This is a genomic window from Pseudomonas sp. MIL19 (assembly GCF_028680365.1).
Classification (GTDB): domain Bacteria; phylum Pseudomonadota; class Gammaproteobacteria; order Pseudomonadales; family Pseudomonadaceae; genus Aquipseudomonas; species Aquipseudomonas spirodelae.
On sequence record NZ_JAPPVG010000006.1, the window covers coordinates 111,793 to 127,476 of the forward strand.

General features: G+C 60.8%; 13 protein-coding genes and 1 pseudogene. 6 read left to right on the top strand and 8 right to left on the bottom strand.

Annotation, left to right across the window (positions count from 1 at the left end):
• Nucleotides 1-47 precede the first annotated feature (47 nt).
• A complete protein-coding gene (locus N1078_RS06645; protein WP_274087421.1) occupies nucleotides 48-1,277 on the top strand; it encodes an HD-GYP domain-containing protein in 1,230 nt (409 codons plus the stop codon).
• A 78-nt stretch (nucleotides 1,278-1,355) separates the two neighbouring features.
• Here N1078_RS06645 and hmpA read toward each other — a convergent pair whose 3' ends face one another.
• The gene (gene hmpA / locus N1078_RS06650; RefSeq protein ID WP_274087422.1) at nucleotides 1,356-2,537 is read right to left on the bottom strand and encodes an NO-inducible flavohemoprotein; all 1,182 of its coding nucleotides are present in this window, start codon (nucleotides 2,535-2,537) and stop codon (nucleotides 1,356-1,358) included.
• A gap of 175 nt (nucleotides 2,538-2,712) precedes the next feature.
• Between hmpA and norR the strand changes: the two genes are divergently transcribed.
• Nucleotides 2,713-4,266: a nitric oxide reductase transcriptional regulator NorR gene (norR, locus tag N1078_RS06655; RefSeq protein ID WP_274087423.1), complete on the top strand. Its 1,554-nt coding sequence runs from the start codon at nucleotides 2,713-2,715 to the stop codon at nucleotides 4,264-4,266.
• Between the two features lie 328 nt (nucleotides 4,267-4,594).
• On the opposite strand, the gene N1078_RS06660 is transcribed toward norR, so the two are convergent.
• From N1078_RS06660 to tauA, 3 genes are read right to left on the bottom strand one after another with little or no spacing between them, the layout of a single operon-like run.
• Nucleotides 4,595-5,464 carry an ABC transporter permease subunit gene (locus N1078_RS06660; protein ID WP_274087424.1) on the bottom strand — a complete coding sequence of 290 codons (870 nt, stop codon included), beginning with the start codon at nucleotides 5,462-5,464 and terminating at the stop codon, nucleotides 4,595-4,597.
• Nucleotides 5,461-6,300, bottom strand: a complete 840-nt coding sequence (locus tag N1078_RS06665) for a taurine ABC transporter ATP-binding protein (RefSeq protein WP_274087425.1) — start codon at nucleotides 6,298-6,300, stop codon at nucleotides 5,461-5,463. The genes N1078_RS06660 and N1078_RS06665 overlap by 4 nt, the downstream gene beginning before the upstream one ends.
• A gap of 55 nt (nucleotides 6,301-6,355) precedes the next feature.
• Nucleotides 6,356-7,360, bottom strand: a complete 1,005-nt coding sequence (gene tauA, locus N1078_RS06670; RefSeq protein ID WP_274087426.1) for a taurine ABC transporter substrate-binding protein — start codon at nucleotides 7,358-7,360, stop codon at nucleotides 6,356-6,358.
• Nucleotides 7,361-7,540: 180 nt separating this feature from the next.
• Here tauA and pdxR point away from each other — a divergent pair, with 180 nt between their 5' ends.
• The 4 genes from pdxR to N1078_RS06690 all read left to right on the top strand — a co-directional run bounded on the left by pdxR (nucleotide 7,541) and on the right by N1078_RS06690 (nucleotide 12,112).
• Entirely contained in the window at nucleotides 7,541-9,037 is a 1,497-nt protein-coding gene (gene pdxR, locus N1078_RS06675) for a MocR-like pyridoxine biosynthesis transcription factor PdxR (protein WP_274087427.1), read from the top strand.
• A gap of 74 nt (nucleotides 9,038-9,111) precedes the next feature.
• Entirely contained in the window at nucleotides 9,112-9,849 is a 738-nt protein-coding gene (locus N1078_RS06680) for a sulfite exporter TauE/SafE family protein (RefSeq protein WP_274087428.1), read from the top strand.
• 25 nt (nucleotides 9,850-9,874) lie between these two features.
• Nucleotides 9,875-10,633 carry an SDR family oxidoreductase gene (locus N1078_RS06685; protein ID WP_274087429.1) on the top strand — a complete coding sequence of 253 codons (759 nt, stop codon included), beginning with the start codon at nucleotides 9,875-9,877 and terminating at the stop codon, nucleotides 10,631-10,633.
• Between the two features lie 105 nt (nucleotides 10,634-10,738).
• Nucleotides 10,739-12,112 (top strand): aminotransferase family protein, encoded by a 1,374-nt coding sequence (locus N1078_RS06690; RefSeq protein WP_274087430.1) that lies wholly within the window; start codon nucleotides 10,739-10,741, stop codon nucleotides 12,110-12,112.
• 161 nt (nucleotides 12,113-12,273) lie between these two features.
• Here the strand turns inward: N1078_RS06690 and tnpC are convergent.
• From tnpC to N1078_RS06715, 4 genes and pseudogenes are all read right to left on the bottom strand, one after another.
• Nucleotides 12,274-13,624, bottom strand: a pseudogene (gene tnpC, locus N1078_RS06695) (IS66 family transposase).
• A 61-nt stretch (nucleotides 13,625-13,685) separates the two neighbouring features.
• Nucleotides 13,686-14,021 carry an IS66 family insertion sequence element accessory protein TnpB gene (gene tnpB / locus N1078_RS06700; RefSeq protein ID WP_274087431.1) on the bottom strand — a complete coding sequence of 112 codons (336 nt, stop codon included), beginning with the start codon at nucleotides 14,019-14,021 and terminating at the stop codon, nucleotides 13,686-13,688.
• Nucleotides 14,018-14,335 carry an IS66-like element accessory protein TnpA gene (tnpA, locus tag N1078_RS06705; protein ID WP_071542627.1) on the bottom strand — a complete coding sequence of 106 codons (318 nt, stop codon included), beginning with the start codon at nucleotides 14,333-14,335 and terminating at the stop codon, nucleotides 14,018-14,020. Before tnpA ends, tnpB begins: the two co-directional genes overlap by 4 nt.
• A 570-nt stretch (nucleotides 14,336-14,905) precedes the next feature.
• Nucleotides 14,906-15,658 (bottom strand): SapC family protein, encoded by a 753-nt coding sequence (locus tag N1078_RS06715; protein WP_274087432.1) that lies wholly within the window; start codon nucleotides 15,656-15,658, stop codon nucleotides 14,906-14,908.
• Nucleotides 15,659-15,684: the final 26 nt, after the last annotated feature.

Genomic DNA, 15,684 nt, shown 5'->3' on the forward strand with positions numbered 1-15,684 from the left:
GATAGTGGCTAATAGCCAGCAATCGAGACCCGCACCGGAGCACCTGCATGGCCGATGACTCCCCAACAGACCGCATCAAAGTCGAAGCAGCGCAGCTGACAATCGGCATGTATGTGGTTGAGCTTGATCGACCATGGACGGATACCAGCTTTCTTTTTCAGGGATTTAGAATTCAAAAACAGCAGGAAATCCGCCTGTTTCAACAGCAATGCAGTTACGTATGGGTGGATGCGCGGCGCTCTTTAAGCGTAAGCGAGCAGATAGCGGAAAACGCAGGCGCGACTGCGCCACTGCAGCCGGTGATAGCCAAGGTCGATTTCAACCTGGAGATACAGCAGGCAGCGCCTGTATGGCATGCCGCTCGAGAGGAGTCTCTGCGGATTCTTCAGGCCGTCAAATTGGGCCAGGAACTGGACGTCGATGCGGTGAAGGCCGTGGTCAAGGATTGCGTTGAAAGCATCCTACGCAATCCAACAGCCATGCTCTGGCTGGCTCGCATCAAAAACAGTGACGAATACACCGCCGAGCATTCACTGCGCGTCTCTATTTTGTCGATTGCCCTGGCTAGGGCGCTGGGTTTGCCGGCTTATCAACTTGAACAAATCGGTATATGCGGCATGCTCCACGATGTCGGCAAAGTCAAAATACCCAATGAGATACTCAACAAACCCGGCAAATTGACGGATGAAGAGCACGGCATCATGCAGAGCCATGCGGCGGAAGGGCGCAAGCTATTGATGAGTAACCAGCAGGTGACTCCCGCCACGGTCGACGTCGCCTACTCCCATCATGAGCGCGTGGATGGCAAGGGCTACCCTCGCGGCCTGGATGCCAGCAAGATTCCTTATTTCGCCAAGATCATTGCGGTAGCCGACAGCTATGACGCGATTAATAGCGACCGCGTTTACAGCAAAGGTAAATCCAGCCTGGCGTCGCTGTGTATCTTGCTGGAAGCCGTCGATAGCCATTTCGATGAAGCGATTGTGGGCTGCTTTTCGCGCATGATCGGCATCTATCCACCCGGAGAAATCGTTGAGATGACCAATGGTGAGGTCGGCATCATCGTGGGCTGTTACCCCGGCAACAAGCTCAAGCCCAAGGTGCTGCGGGTGCTGGATGCGGATAAAAAAGCGTGCAAAGAACGCATCATAGAACTGGCAAAAATGGCCAAGGACAGCAACGACAGGCCCTACCGCGTGCACGAAGTACACAGCAGCGGGGCCTTTGGTATTGATATCGATGCTTACCGGCGCAAAGGCCTGCTTATCCCTATTTAGATGGCGCAGCACCCTCAGGCCGCTACGCGCGGCTCATGCGCACTGCGCCCCCAGCCCACGAGCGCCCAGGTCGCCTGATTAACTGTCCAACGCACTGGCCGGGCCAAAGAACTCGTAATGGCTCTGCGCAGCCGGCACACCCAGGCTGTGCAAATGCCGTTTGACCTGCGCCATAAACGGCTTAGGCCCCAGGAAGTAGGCATCCAGATCACGCTGTTCAGGCAGCCACTCGGCCAACTGTTCAACGCTGAGGAAGCCTTCGGCATCACCCACATCACCGTCACGCGGCTCGCTGTAGCAGACGTAATGACGCACCTGCGGACGCTCGCTGCGCTGCGCCTCGACCCAGTCACGGAAGGCATGCACACCAGCGTGCCGGGCACAGTGGATAAAGTGAATATCACGGCCGCTGTCACGCGCCGCTTCAAGCATGCTCAGCGCCGGCGTGATGCCGACGCCCGCGCTGATCAGCACCAGCGGCTTGGTCGATTCGCGCAGAACGAAATCGCCGGCCGGGGCAAACAACTCCAAGCTATCGCCGACTTGCAGCTGGTCATGCAGGTAGTTGGAAACCTTGCCGCCCACTTCGCGCTTAACGCTGATGCGGTACTCGCGGCCATTGCTCAGCGCCGACAGCGAGTAATTGCGGCGCTGCTCGTCGCCCTCCAGCAGCAGGCGCAGGCCAATGTATTGGCCGGGCTGGAAGTCCGCCACAACGCCACCATCGGACGGGGCCAGGTACAGCGAAACAATCTCCTCACTCTCCACCACCTTGCGACTCAGGCGGAATTCGCGCGCCCCGCGCCAGCCACCCTCAGCGCTGGCATTCGCGGCATAAGCCGCTTCCTCTGCACCAATCAGGATGTCAGCGAGCTGGCCATAGGCGGCGGCCCAGGCGTCGATTACCGCATCAGTGGCGATCTCAGCCCCCAGCACTTCGCGAATCGCCCGTAGCAGGCAGCTGCCGACAATCGGGTAATGCTCGGGCAGGATTTGCAGCGACACGTGCTTGTTAACGATTTGCCCAACCAGCGGGCCGAGTGCCTCCAGCTTGTCGATGTGCCGCGCATACATCAGCACCGCATTGGCCAGGGCGCGCTGCTGCCCGCCACTGGCCTGGTGCGCCTGGTTAAACAGCGCACGCACCTCGGGGTACTCGCCGAGCATCAGTTCATAGAAATGCCGCGTCAGCGCTTCGCCGCCCGTTTCCAGCAGCGGGACAGTGGCTTTAATCAGGGCGGTTTGCTCAGGGGTCAACATGCAGGCTTCCTCATCGGGGCGACACACTGCACTTGCGCAGTGGTTCGGTTCATATCACCCTGACTATTACAGGAAGCATGCCAATATTTTTATTGTTTAAATTCAATGACTTATAAATATATGTGTCTTTATGACAACAACTATTTTGAGTCTTAATGACCTCTAGCGTGTCCTTATGACAGCAAACCCACTGCTCACCGCCCTGATCCCCCTGGTCGCCGACCTGTCCCGCGAGCTGCCCGAGGCCGAACGCTACCGGCGCCTGCTGCAAGCGCTCAGGCAATTGCTGCCCTGCGACGCCGTGGCCCTGCTCAAACTCGACGGTGAGGTATTGATCCCACTGGCGGTCGAGGGCCTGAGTGCCGACACCCTTGGCCGGCGTTTCAAGCTCAGCGAACAACCACGCCTGCAAGCGCTGCTGGCGCAACGCGGGCCACTGCGTTTTGCCACGGACTGCGGCATGCCAGACCCCTATGACGGCCTGGTCGACGGTCATCGCGGCCACCTGCCCGTACATGACTGCCTCGGCTGCGCACTCTATGTGCAAGATCAGCCCTGGGGCCTGCTGACCCTCGACTCGCTCGACCCCGCCAGTTTTGGCCGGGTGGACCTGGACAACCTGCAAGCCTTCGCCAGCCTCGCAGCCGCCACGGTGATGGCCAGCGAGCGAATCAACGCCCTGCTGCAACGCGCCGAAGACCAGCACCAATTGGCCGAGGCCTACAAGCAGGCCGCAGTGCAACAGCGCCCGCGTGAACTGATCGGCCAGAGCGCAGTGCTCAAACAGCTGCAGCAGGAAATCGCCCTGGTCGGTAACAGCGAGCTGAACGTGCTCATCAGTGGCGAAACCGGGGTCGGCAAAGAGTTGGTGGCCGAAGCCCTGCACGCCGCCTCGCCGCGCGCCAATCGGCCCATGATCAGCCTGAACTGCGCGGCGCTGCCGGATAACCTGGTGGAAAGCGAACTGTTTGGCCATGTACGCGGCGCCTTCACCGGGGCGCACAACGAACGCCGCGGCAAGTTCGAGCTGGCCGATGGCGGCAGCCTGTTTCTCGATGAAATCGGCGAACTGCCGCTGCCCGCTCAGGCCAAGCTGTTGCGCGTACTGCAAAGTGGCCAGCTGCAACGCGTGGGGGCCGACCAGGAGCAGCGGGTCAACGTGCGGGTACTGGCTGCCAGCAACCGCGACCTGGCCGAAGAAGTGCGCGCCGGACGCTTTCGCGCCGACCTCTACCATCGCCTCAGTGTTTACCCGCTCAAGGTGCCTGCGCTGCGCGAACGCGGACGTGACGTGTTGCTCCTGGCCGGCTACTTCCTTGAGGAAAACCGCGGCCGCTTGGGGCTGCGCAGCGTGCGCCTGACCCAGGCCGCACAAGCCAGCCTGCTGAGCTACACCTGGCCAGGTAATGTGCGCGAGCTGGAACACCTGATCGGCCGCGCTGCGCTCAAGGCGATCGCCGGTTGCCGCGAACGCCCGCGCATTCTCAGCATCGACAGCGACCACCTCGACCTACCAGAGCAACACCCTGACATGCCTCTTCCCGCGTCCAGCAGCCCAGCTTCAAGCCCTAACAACTTGCCGCTGCGCGAGGCCGTCGACGCCTTCCAGAAACAGCTGATCAGCCAGGCCCTCAGCCGTCATCAGCACAAATGGGCAGCCGCCGCGCGCGAACTGGGCCTCGACCGCGCCAACCTGATCCGCCTGGCCAAACGCCTGGGCCTTAACTAGTGCGCGGGCATCCGCAGCCCTCAACAAAAGGCCCGATGTTTATCCCGTTCGCTGATCGAAGCCTTCGGTGAGGTGATCATTCGCTGTGGTCAGCGACGCTATGCTGGCTCAACTCTACAGCCTTAAAAGTGAAATATAACAACAAGTTAAGCGTTCGAAACTAGCGGCAATGCAGGGTTCTGGGAACCCCTTTAGGGCAAACCAACGGCAGCAAATGATTGTGGTGATCTAAGAAATAAAGCGGCGATCTATAGCGATCGCCGTTGGCGCTAGCTTCATCACCGACACACAAGTTCGGGAGCGCAATCGATCAAACGTCTACGACTAACTAGACCTTACCCTTCCAAGGCACTAGGCGTCGCTCCAACCAGCGCATGGCAAAGTCGAACAGTAGCGCCATCAGACCGATCACCAAAATGCCCATGATAACCACCTCGGTGACCATGAATTTTGACGCGCTAAGCACCATGAAGCCCAAGCCCGCAGTAGCGGCGACCATCTCGGCAGCGACCAGGGTGGTCCAGCCGAAACCAATGGCAATACGCATACCAGTGAGCATTTCCGGCAACGCGGCAGGCATGATCACATAGCGCAGCACCTGACTACGGCTGGCTCCCATTGAGTAGGCAGCATGGATCTGCTCGATCGCCACCGAACGCACCCCGGCACGCGCACTCAGCGCCAGCGGGGCAAACATCGCCAGGTAGATCAGCAACACTTTCGAGCCTTCGCCGATGCCCATCCAGATCACCACCAGCGGCAGATAGGCCAGCGGCGGCAACGGACGGTAGAACTCCACCAACGGATCGAAGATGCCGCGTGCGACACGGTTGACGCCCATCATGATGCCCAGCGGAATCGCCGTGAGCACCGCCAGCGCAAAGGCGCTGAAGACACGCAGGGCGCTCCAGCCGATATGCGCCAGCAACGAGGCATCGGCAAAACCATCCTGCGACACGGCGATCAGTTGCTCCCATACCGCCTGCGGTGAAGGCAGGAACAGCGGCTTGACCCAGCCCAGGTTGGTGGCGGCAAACCACAAAGCGAGAAACGCCACCACGGTGATGCAACTGAGCAATAGGCTGGAGCCGTTACCCGGCGCGCCGTACTGCTCGCCAGGCTTGGCCGACTGGCCGCGGCGTAGCTCCTGTAACGTCCGCATGACGGCCTGGCGTTGCTGCTGATCGAACATGCTCATGCCGCCTCCTCGTCACCGTGGATAATGCTCAGAACCTGCTCGCGCATCGCGATGAAATCCGGCATGGATTTGACCGCACGGGCATCGCGGCACTCTAGAAAACGACGCCCGAAGTCCAGCGAGAATTCATGGGTAATGCGCCCGGGACGCGGCGACATGATGATCAGCCGGGTGCCCATGAACAAAGCCTCTTCCACGTCGTGGGTGATAAAAAACATCATCTTGCGGGTGCTCTGCCAGATTTCCAGCAGCAGTTCCTGCAGGCGCTCGCGAGTCAGCGCATCGAGCGCACCGAGCGGTTCGTCGAGCAACAGCATGTGCGGGTCGTTGGTCAGCGCACGGGCGATACCCACACGTTGTTGCATACCGCCGGACAGCTGATAAATCGTATGGCTACGGAAGTCCTGCAGCCCGGTCAGCTCTAGAAAGCGCATGGCGCGCTCTTCGCGCTCGCGCCGGCCAACGCCACGCAGTTTGAGGCCGAGGGCGACGTTATCCAACACGTTCAACCAGGGCATCAGGGCATGCTTCTGGAACACCACGCCGCGTTCGGCACCCGGCCCGGTAATCTGGTCACGCAGTTGCGAGTTCGGCTCGATCATCTGTGGCACCTGGCCCCGGTAGTCGCCCAGGGTTAACGCCCCGCTGCTGGGGCGGATAAAGCCCGCCATCAGATTGAGCAGGGTGGTCTTACCGCACCCCGAAGCGCCCAGCGCCACCACGAAGTCACCCGATTCAATGCTCAGATTGACGCCGGTTAGTGCAGTCACCGGCTGGCCGCCCTGCTGGCTCGGGTAGACGACAGACACATCATGGATTTTCAGGCTGTGGCTCATAACAAGTCCCCTTGAGAATCAAAGAGCCGCCCGCTCGCACCGGCGGCTCAGGCAATCACTTCGCCGCTTCGACAAAGCTCGCATTGATGGCAACGCTGTAGTCCGGCAGTACCGCCGGGACTTTCTTTTGCTCTTTGAGGAACTCGGCAGTGGCCGCCAGGGCTTTGGCCGCACCACCGTCTTTACCACCGCCCAACCAGGTAGCGCTGGACTGCTCGGCAGCCAGGGGGAACTCGTACAGGGCCAACACCTCAGGTACTTCCGCAGCCTTGCCACCCGACAGACGAGCAACATTGGCCACTTTGGGTGACGCGGCGTTCCAAGACTCAGGCGCCTTGACGTAGTCGGCCGTGCTGCTCTGCAGCACTTTGGTGAAGACGGTCATGCCATCGGCGTGTTTGCTGGAGAATTCCTTGTCGACCACCAGTGCCTCGAAGGTCGCTTTTCCCCAGCCACTCAAGGTGCCGGAGCTGATCAGCACTTTGCCGCTCTGCTTGAGCTTGCCCAGCGCCGGGTCCCAGATAAAGGCTGCATCGATATCGCCACGCTCCCAGGCCGCCGGAATGTCCGAAGGTTGAAGGTTGACCACCTTGACCTTGCCCGCCAGGCCGAACTGCTCCAGGGCAAACAAGGTATGGAAGTGCGTGGTGGAGACGAAAGGTACGGCCAGGGTCTTGCCGGCCAAATCCTGCGGAGCACTGATACCGCTGCCGTTACGCACCACCAGCGCCTCGGCGTTGGCGATGTTGTCGAGCACCCAGAACACCTCGATACCGATGCCACGACTGACGGCGGCAGCAATCGGGCTGCTACCAGCCACGCCGATCTGCACGTCACCCGAAGCCATGGCCAGCATCACATCGCCACCGCTGTCAAAGTTGCGCCACTGGATGTCCCAACCGGTGGCTTTCTCGAACTCTTTCTCGGCAATCGCGTCCTTCCATGGCGCATACATGCTCTGTATGCCAATGGTGACGGTTTCAGCCTGAACGGTGCCAACCAGTCCTAGGGACAACGCGGCCACAGGGGCCAACAACAAGCGGCGAGCTTTCTTCAGCATGGCGTATCTCCAATAAGCGCGGGAAGTTCCAGATGCCATGCGATCTTAGTGCCGGCTTGCTCCTTGCTTTAGATCCAGACACCAGAAAGCTTGAGGCCAGATGCCGCACAAGCCGCGTCGCACCTGCCTTAAGCGCCTGCCACTGAATCCTTTTAGTGCAATACCCGCGGAGCCCGCCCCATGTTGGAACGTTATTTCCGCCCCTTCGAGCAGGGGCGCAGTCTTCAGGAGCAGCTGCGGGAAAACCTGCTGCAGGCCATCCTCGACGGTGCGCTACCACCCGGCGAAGCGCTGCCCTCGTCGCGTGAGCTGAGCAAGCTGCTGGCGGTGTCGCGCAATACCGTAGTGCTGGTGTACGACAAACTTGTGCAGGACAGCTTTCTCATTCCTTCCGACCGGCGCGGCTACTTCATTAACGAGAAATTCCTCCGCCAGCAGCTCAACGTCAGCATCCCGCCCAGGCCAAAGCACCTATTCGAACGTCCGGATCACGCCCCTGACTGGGAGGCACGCCTGCAGCTGCAACCATCGGCCATGAAGGCCATCGTCAAACCACGCAACTGGCGCGAGTACCGCTACCCCTTCATCTATGGCCAGGTCGAACACGACGAGCAGACCACTGCGCGCTGGCGCGACTGCGCACGCATTGCTGCCTCCGGCGCGCACATGCGCAGCTGGGTGGACGATCAGGTGATGCAGGACGATGCCTTGCTGGTGGAGCAGATCATCCAGCGCGTACTGCCACGGCGCGGCATCAAGGCCGGCGCCGAGGAAATCCTTATTACCGTGGGCACCCAGAGCTCGCTGTACATGCTGAGTTGCCTGCTCGGACGCAAGGGCCAACCGGTTGGCCTGGAGAACCCGGGCTACGTCGACGCCCGCAACATCCTGCAGTTAGCCGGATGCAACCTGCGCCCACTGCGTATCGACCGCCAGGGCCTGGTGGTCGACGAGCAACTACGCGGCTGCGAGATGATCTTTTGCACACCCAGCCACCAGTCGCCGACCGGCGTGACCCTGCCGGTGTACCGGCGCATGGCGCTGCTTGAACGGGCGCGGGAGGACGATTTTCTGGTCATCGAGGATGATTACGACAGTGAGCAGAACTATCTGGGCGGTAATCACCCGGCCCTCAAGAGCTTCGATGACAGTGGCCGGGTGATTTACCTCGGCAGCCTGACCAAGGGGCTACTGCCGGGCATCCGCCTCGGCTTTATCGTCGCTGCCCCGGAGCTTATCCATGAGCTGCGCGCCCTGCGCCGCTACCAATACCGACACCCACCGGCCAACAATCAACGCATCCTTGCCCTGTTCCTCGCCATGGGGCACTACGACGCACACATTCGCCGGCTGCGCGACAGCCTGTCACGTAAGTGGCAGTGCATCAGTAGCGCCCTCTCCGAGCACCTGCCCGCCTGCCAGACCAGCGGCATGGCGGGCGGCTCGGCGCTGTGGGTCGAAGGCCCGGCGGGTTTCGATGCCTGGCAATTGCAACGCCTGGCGGCCAAGCGTGGCGTGCTGATCGAGCCCGGCGATATTCACTTCCTCGGTGAGGAACGCCCGCAACACTTCTTTCGCCTGGGTTACGGCGCCATCGCCGAGGCGCTGATCGAGCCGGGCATTGCGGCCCTCGGCGCTGCTTGGGAGGAAATGCAGCGCAGCGCGCTGGCACCATAACAATAGGCGCCTGGCACTAAGGGCACACTCGGCCGCCCATTAGAGTGGATAACACTTCTGGACTGGAGCCGGCCGTGATCGTTGATCAGCCCACAATTCTGGCGAGCCTCCTGGTTTTCGTCGCTGCCATCATTCGCGGACTCACCGGCTTCGGCTTTGCGGCGGTGGCGGTCGTCGGCCTGGTTCTGTTGATGCCATTGGAGCGGGCTGTGCCGCTGATTCTCTGCCTGGAAATTGCCAGCAGCCTGCTGCTGTTGCCCAGCGCCTGGCGAGAGGCCGACCGCAGCCTATTACGCACCCTGCTGCTTGCCGCACTGCTCGGCGTACCCTGCGGTATCGCCGTGCTCAGTGGCACCAACCCGCACTGGCTAACCTTGTGCGTCTACCTGCTGGTCGGCGCACTGGCCCTGCTTGGCTTGTCGCGCATCGCCCTACCCCTTGGCAGAGGACCGCTATCACTGAGCCTGGTCGGCGGCGTCAGCGGCGCACTGATTGCTACCTTCTCTATAGGCGGGCCTCTGTTGGTCGCCTGCCTGAGCCAATTACAGCTGAACCCCACAGCCCTGCGCGCCACGCTGATTTTGTTCTTCTGCGTCGTCGACCTGGCCGCCCTCGCTGGCCTCAGCCTGAGTGGCGCCGTCACCCAGGCCACCGCCAGCCAGAGCCTTTTGCTACTGCCGCCGCTGGCCCTCGGTCTATGGCTCGGTCAGCAGTTGTTTCGCCAGATCTCAGCGCCCATCGCCGCCCGCGCCACGCAATGGCTGCTACTGACTCTCGCCACCCTCGGCCTGCTCGGCTGGTGGCACAGCTGACCGCTTCAAACTTAGGAGACTCCACATGCAACCCACTCTATTTATCACTGGCGCTACCTCCGGCTTCGGCGCTGCATGTGCCCGCCGCTTCGCTCAGGCAGGCTGGTCACTGATCATCAGCGGTCGCCGTGAAGACCGCCTGCAGGAACTAGCCGACGAGCTGTCCGGGCAAACGGAAGTGCTGCCACTGGTGCTGGACGTGCGCGATCGAGCCGCCATGGAGACGGCCATCGCCAACCTGCCCGAGCAGTTTTCCAGCCTGCGCGGGCTGATCAACAACGCTGGTTTGGCGCTCGGCACCGAACCAGCGCAGGTCTGCGACCTTGACCAGTGGGACACCATGGTCGACACCAATATCAAGGGCCTGCTTTACAGCACCCGCCTGCTGCTGCCGCGCCTGATCACCCACGGCGCCGGTGCTGGCATCGTTAATCTCGGTTCGATTGCCGGCAACTGGCCCTATCCCGGCAGCCACGTATACGGCGCAACCAAGGCCTTCGTTCGGCAGTTTTCGCTAAACCTGCGCTGCGACCTGCAGGGCACCGGTGTGCGCGTCACCAACCTGGAGCCGGGTCTGTGCGAGAGCGAGTTTTCGCTGGTGCGCTTCGGCGGTGACCAGGCGCGCTACGACGCCACCTACGGCGGCGCCAGCCCGATCCAACCGGAGGACATCGCCGAGACCATTTTCTGGATCCTCAACCAGCCGGCGCACATCAACATCAACAGCCTCGAACTGATGCCGGTCAGCCAGGCCTGGAACAATTTCGCCATCCACCGCGAATAGACAACTGGCTCCATCAATGCGCGCCACTGGCTCTATCGAGTGGTTGCGCGCTGCACCTATCGTGCCCTCACCACAGACGCGCCCATTGCAACGGAAGCCCTAGCCATGAACGATCTTTCACACGCTACTAGCCTGCAGGAACTTGACCGCCGCCACGTCTGGCACCACCTCACCCAGCACCAGGCCTTCGACAACGTTGCCCCACCGATGATGACGCGTGGTGAGGGCCTATACATCTGGGACGTCAACGGCAAGCGCTACCTGGATGCCACCTCCGGCGGCGTGTGGTGCGTCAACGTCGGTTACGGACGCCAGAGCATCGCCGACGCGGTGCGTGAACAATTGCTTCAGCTCAACTACTACGCCGGCACTGCCGGCACACCGGTAGCCGCGCGCTTTGCCGAGGCGCTGATCGAGAAGATGCCGGGCATGAGCCGGGTGTACTACTCCAACTCCGGCTCCGAAGCCAACGAGAAGGCCTACAAGATGGTGCGGCAGATCGCCCACCGTAAATACGGCGGCAAGAAGCACAAGATTCTCTACCGCGAGCGCGACTACCACGGCACCACCATCACCTGCCTTAGCTCTACCGGCCAGGAAGAACGGCGCATGCAGTACGGTCCTTTCACCCCAGGTTTCGTCGAATTCCCGCACTGCTGCGAATACCGCAGCCAGTTCGGTGAAGTCGACAACTACGGCGAGCTGGCCGCCAAGGCAATGGAAGAGGTGATCTTGCGCGAAGGCCCGGACACCATCGGCGCCGTGGTGCTGGAGCCGATTACCGCAGGCGGCGGCGTAATTACCCCGCCAGAGGGCTACTTCCAGGCCATCGAGGCGATCTGCCGCAAGTACGACATCCTCATCCACATCGATGAGGTGGTCTGCGGCCTGGGCCGCACCGGCGCCTGGTTCGCCTACCAGCACTATGGCATCCAACCCGACATCGTCACCATGGCCAAGGGCGTGGCTTCGGCCTACGCGGCGATTTCATGCACGGTAACCACCGAGGCAGTGTTCGAATCCTTTCGTGGCGAGGCGGATGATCGAGAAGCTTATTTCCGCGACATCAGCACCTTTGGCGGCTGCACCGCCGGCCCAGCCGCGGCCATGGAAAACCTGCGCATCATCGAAGATGAGGGTCTGCTGGAGAACGCCACGCACATGGGCGAATACCTGATGACCGGCCTGCTGGCACTCAAGGACAAACATGCGCTGATCGGCGACGTACGCGGCAAGGGGCTGTTTATGGGAATCGAGTTGGTCGCCGACCGGACGACTCGCGAGCCCGTGCACGAGCGTGTTGCCATGCAAGTGGCGGGCGCCTGCATGGCGCGAGGCCTGATCATCGGGCGCACCAATCGCTCGTTTGCCGACTACAACAACACCCTGTGTTTGAGCCCCGCGCTGACCATCGACCAGCAGCAGGCCGATGAGTTGCTAGCCATCCTCGACGCTGTCCTGAGCCAAGTTGCAAACTGAATCGCTCCTAGTTTCGTAGACACCTCCAAGACTCATAATACGGCCAATTAGGAGGTTCCATGAGTAACTCGCGTTATCCCGAAGAATTTAAAATCGAAGCCGTCAAGCAGGTCACTGAACGAAGCCTGCCGTAAGCGTCCGCCGAACTCACCTTGCGTGATTCAGGCAGGTACCCACTGATGCGGCAGTAGTTGGCCGATCTCACTCGCCCGCTGCGTCGGCAGTCGTGTCAGCACGTCCTTGAGATAGGCATACGGATCATGTCCATTCATCCGCGCCGACTGGATCAGGCTCATGATCGCCGCCGCGCGTTTGCCGCTGCGTAGCGACCCGGCAAACAACCAGTTCGAGCGCCCCAGTGCCCATGGCCGGATCTGGTTCTCGACCTGGTTGTTGTCGATGGGCACAGCTCCATCCTCCAGGTAGCGCGTCAGCGCTACCCAGCGTTTGAGGCTGTAATCCAAGGCTTTTGCCGTGGCTGATCCGTTGGGCACAAGATCACGCTGGGCCAGCATCCAGTCATGCAGCGTATCGAGGATCGGTGAGGCCTTTTCCTGCCGTATTCGCCAGCGCTCTTCATCGCTCATGTCCCGTGCCTGCCGCTCGATTTCGTATAAACCGCCCATCGCGTGCAGTGCCTGTTCAGCCAACTGGCTTTTGTTCGCCGCGTGAAGATCGAAGAACTTGCGGCGGGCGTGGGCCATGCAGCCAATTTCGGTGATGCCCTGCTCGAAGCTGGCCTTGTAACCGGCGAAGTCGTCGCAGACCAGCTTGCCGTTCCACTGACCCAGAAAATTGCGCGCATGCTCACCAGCACGGCTGGGGCTGCACGCCGGTTTGTCCGACCCACTGGGCCAGTGTCGAGCGAGCGATGGCCAGGCCGGCACGGGCAAAGATTTTCTCCTGCCGGTACAGCGGCAGGTGGTCGGCGAATTTGGCCACCATCACGTGAGCCAGGAGGCCGGCGGTGGGGATGCCCTTGTCGATCACCTGGGCCGGCACGGGGGCCTGGATCAGGGTTTCGCACTGGCGACAGGCCCATTTGCCACGCACGTGCTGCTCAACGGTGAACACGCCCGGCGTGTAATCCAGCTTTTCGCTGACGTCTTCACCGATGCGTTGCAGCTGGCAGCCGCAGGCGCACTGGGTGTTCTCCGGCTCGTGACGAATCACGGTTCGCGGAAATTGCGCGGGCAGCGCTGTGCGCTTGGGTTGTTGGCGCGGTTCGGCTGGAGCGACCGGAGGATTGACGGCTTTCAACTCCGCCTCGATGGCGGCGATGTCGGTGTCGAGCAGGTCATCCAGCAGGCTGCCCTGGTCAGGGCTCAGCTGCTCGCTGCGCTTGGCGAACTTGTGCCGCTTGTACCAGGCGATTTCGTGGGTGAGCTGCTCGATGATGGTTTGATCACGGTGGATCTTTTTGCCCATCGAATCGACCTGCGTGAGCAACTGCGCGGCCAGGGCGCGCAGTTGCTCAGCTGTCAGTTGGTCGAGATTGGGCGAGGAAGTCATGCCGCTGATTGTGCCAGAGCAGGCGCTCAGCGCAGATACACCGATGGGCTAATGGCTGGTGCTACAGCACTGTGATTGCGCCGGCTGCACCAACGCGCTGCCAGGGCAAACCCAGAACCAACGCCTGAAGTTGCTCGCCGTCGAGTTCGACTTCCGAACCGTGGCGGATGCCTGGCCAGTGAAACTTGCCCTGGTTCAATCGTCGTGCGGCCAGCCAGATACCCACGCCGTCATGCACCAGGACTTTCATGCGGTTGGCGCGACGATTGGCGAAGAGATAGGCGCAGTGGGGCTTCGCGGCACCGAACACCGCCACCACGCGGGCCAACGCGGTTTCAGTACCCGCGCGCATGTCCATGGGGTCGGTGGCGAGCCAGATGGTATCGATGCGGATCACTGGGTGAGCCCACGGACAAAGCGGGCGCAGCCTTCAGGGTCGGAGGCTGGCCATTTGACGGTGATCGCTTGCTCGCCAAGCGGTAGCTCGATCATCACCGATGCTTCAGTCGACCGTTTAGGCGCAGCCCTCACTGGAACGAATGCCGGCAACGCAGCTGGCAGTTGATCTCGATAAAGCGGTAGCCACTTGCGAATGACGTTGGCGTTGATGCCGTGGCGGATGGCAACGCTGGAGACGGTCGCGCCGGGTTGCAGGCACTCCTGAACAACCTGGGCCTTGAATGGTTTGGGGTAAGAGCTTCGTTGGCGCATGGGAATCCCGGCGATAAGGGCTATCGCGTCCGCTTAAAAATACGCGGACACCATCGCCCTTAATGCTGGAGTTCGGAAGGTGACTTGGCTGGACGCTTACAGCGTAAGGGCGGCCAAGAACCGGAGGACGATGAGCCGTTCTGATTTCATGGCGACGACGGCCTGCTACATGGCTGCGTGTGGCAGGTCTTAAACAACTGAACTGGGCTAGCGAAGGAGTGGGGGCAACAGCAGCTGCGCTGGTAGACTTATCCACAGTTGCTGGTAAAAAAATCAGCAATCCGCCCTGGGTCAAATTTCAATCGGCAGGGTGGGTCAATTTTCCATCAGCGCCAACACCCACCGCTTCGGAAGGGAGAAGAATATCGGTCAAATCGAGTTCCCAGCCGCGACTCGAAAGCACTGGTTCGCGGATGCTCCCCGGCAGGCAAACCGCTACGCAGTCAGTGGCGCGCCTTCACTCAGCAAAGATCGCAGGTGAGCAAGCCCAAAACCATCATCGCTAGTGGATGATGAGCAGACATTTACCTACCCATCAGTCCATTACTTAGGAGATGCGGTTAGACATACTCAATGAAGCTGCACCGCCGAATTATCTTCCTGAGCCTTGTTTTTCAGGAAGTTGTCGAACAACTGATTGGCATTGCCCAGCGACATCAGGTGAGCATAAATCCAGCCCAAAACTCCTTTCTTGTGCAATTCTAGTACCTGCTCGTCAGTGAGTTCGGCAAAGCGCGTTTCATCAACGGCCTGAAAGTCTCGCAGCACAAAGCTCTCGCCACTGGAGTGAGTTAGTTGCAAAGTCCGGGGAACAAGCAACTGCAGCTCGTTCAGGGCCTTGACCAGATCACGAGTGCGCTCCATTTCATGGGTGAAGTTTTGCAAAAACTGAATCATTTCATTGAGGTATTCGGTGTTCTCGCCCTCGCCGTTGAACAGCTCACGGCCTTCTTCCTCATTCCAGCCGGCGTAAGCGGCATCGAAACAGACGGTGAAGTTGTCCGTCTCGTCCTGGGCGAGCACGAACGGATAGCGGCGTACAAACGCCGGCACATAGGTGTTGGCCTGCCACTGGCCGGATGCATCTAGGTAGCTGTTCTGGCCTTCGGCCATACCCAGCAGGGCAATCGGCATCAGCTGCTCGTCTGAACCGATGAAGACGATCGGGTAATGTCGCGCCGCCTGGAAGAATTCCAGGCCCGCCAGCGGCACCAGATGGGTACTCGCTGCAAAAGCGCAGTCGGTCGCCGGCTTGATTTTCAGGCCCTTGTGCTCGTCGCGGTTGAGCGCCTTGATTTCCTTATAAAGCAGCATCGTGGTCATTACCTCTTGTCTCCCTATTTTGATTT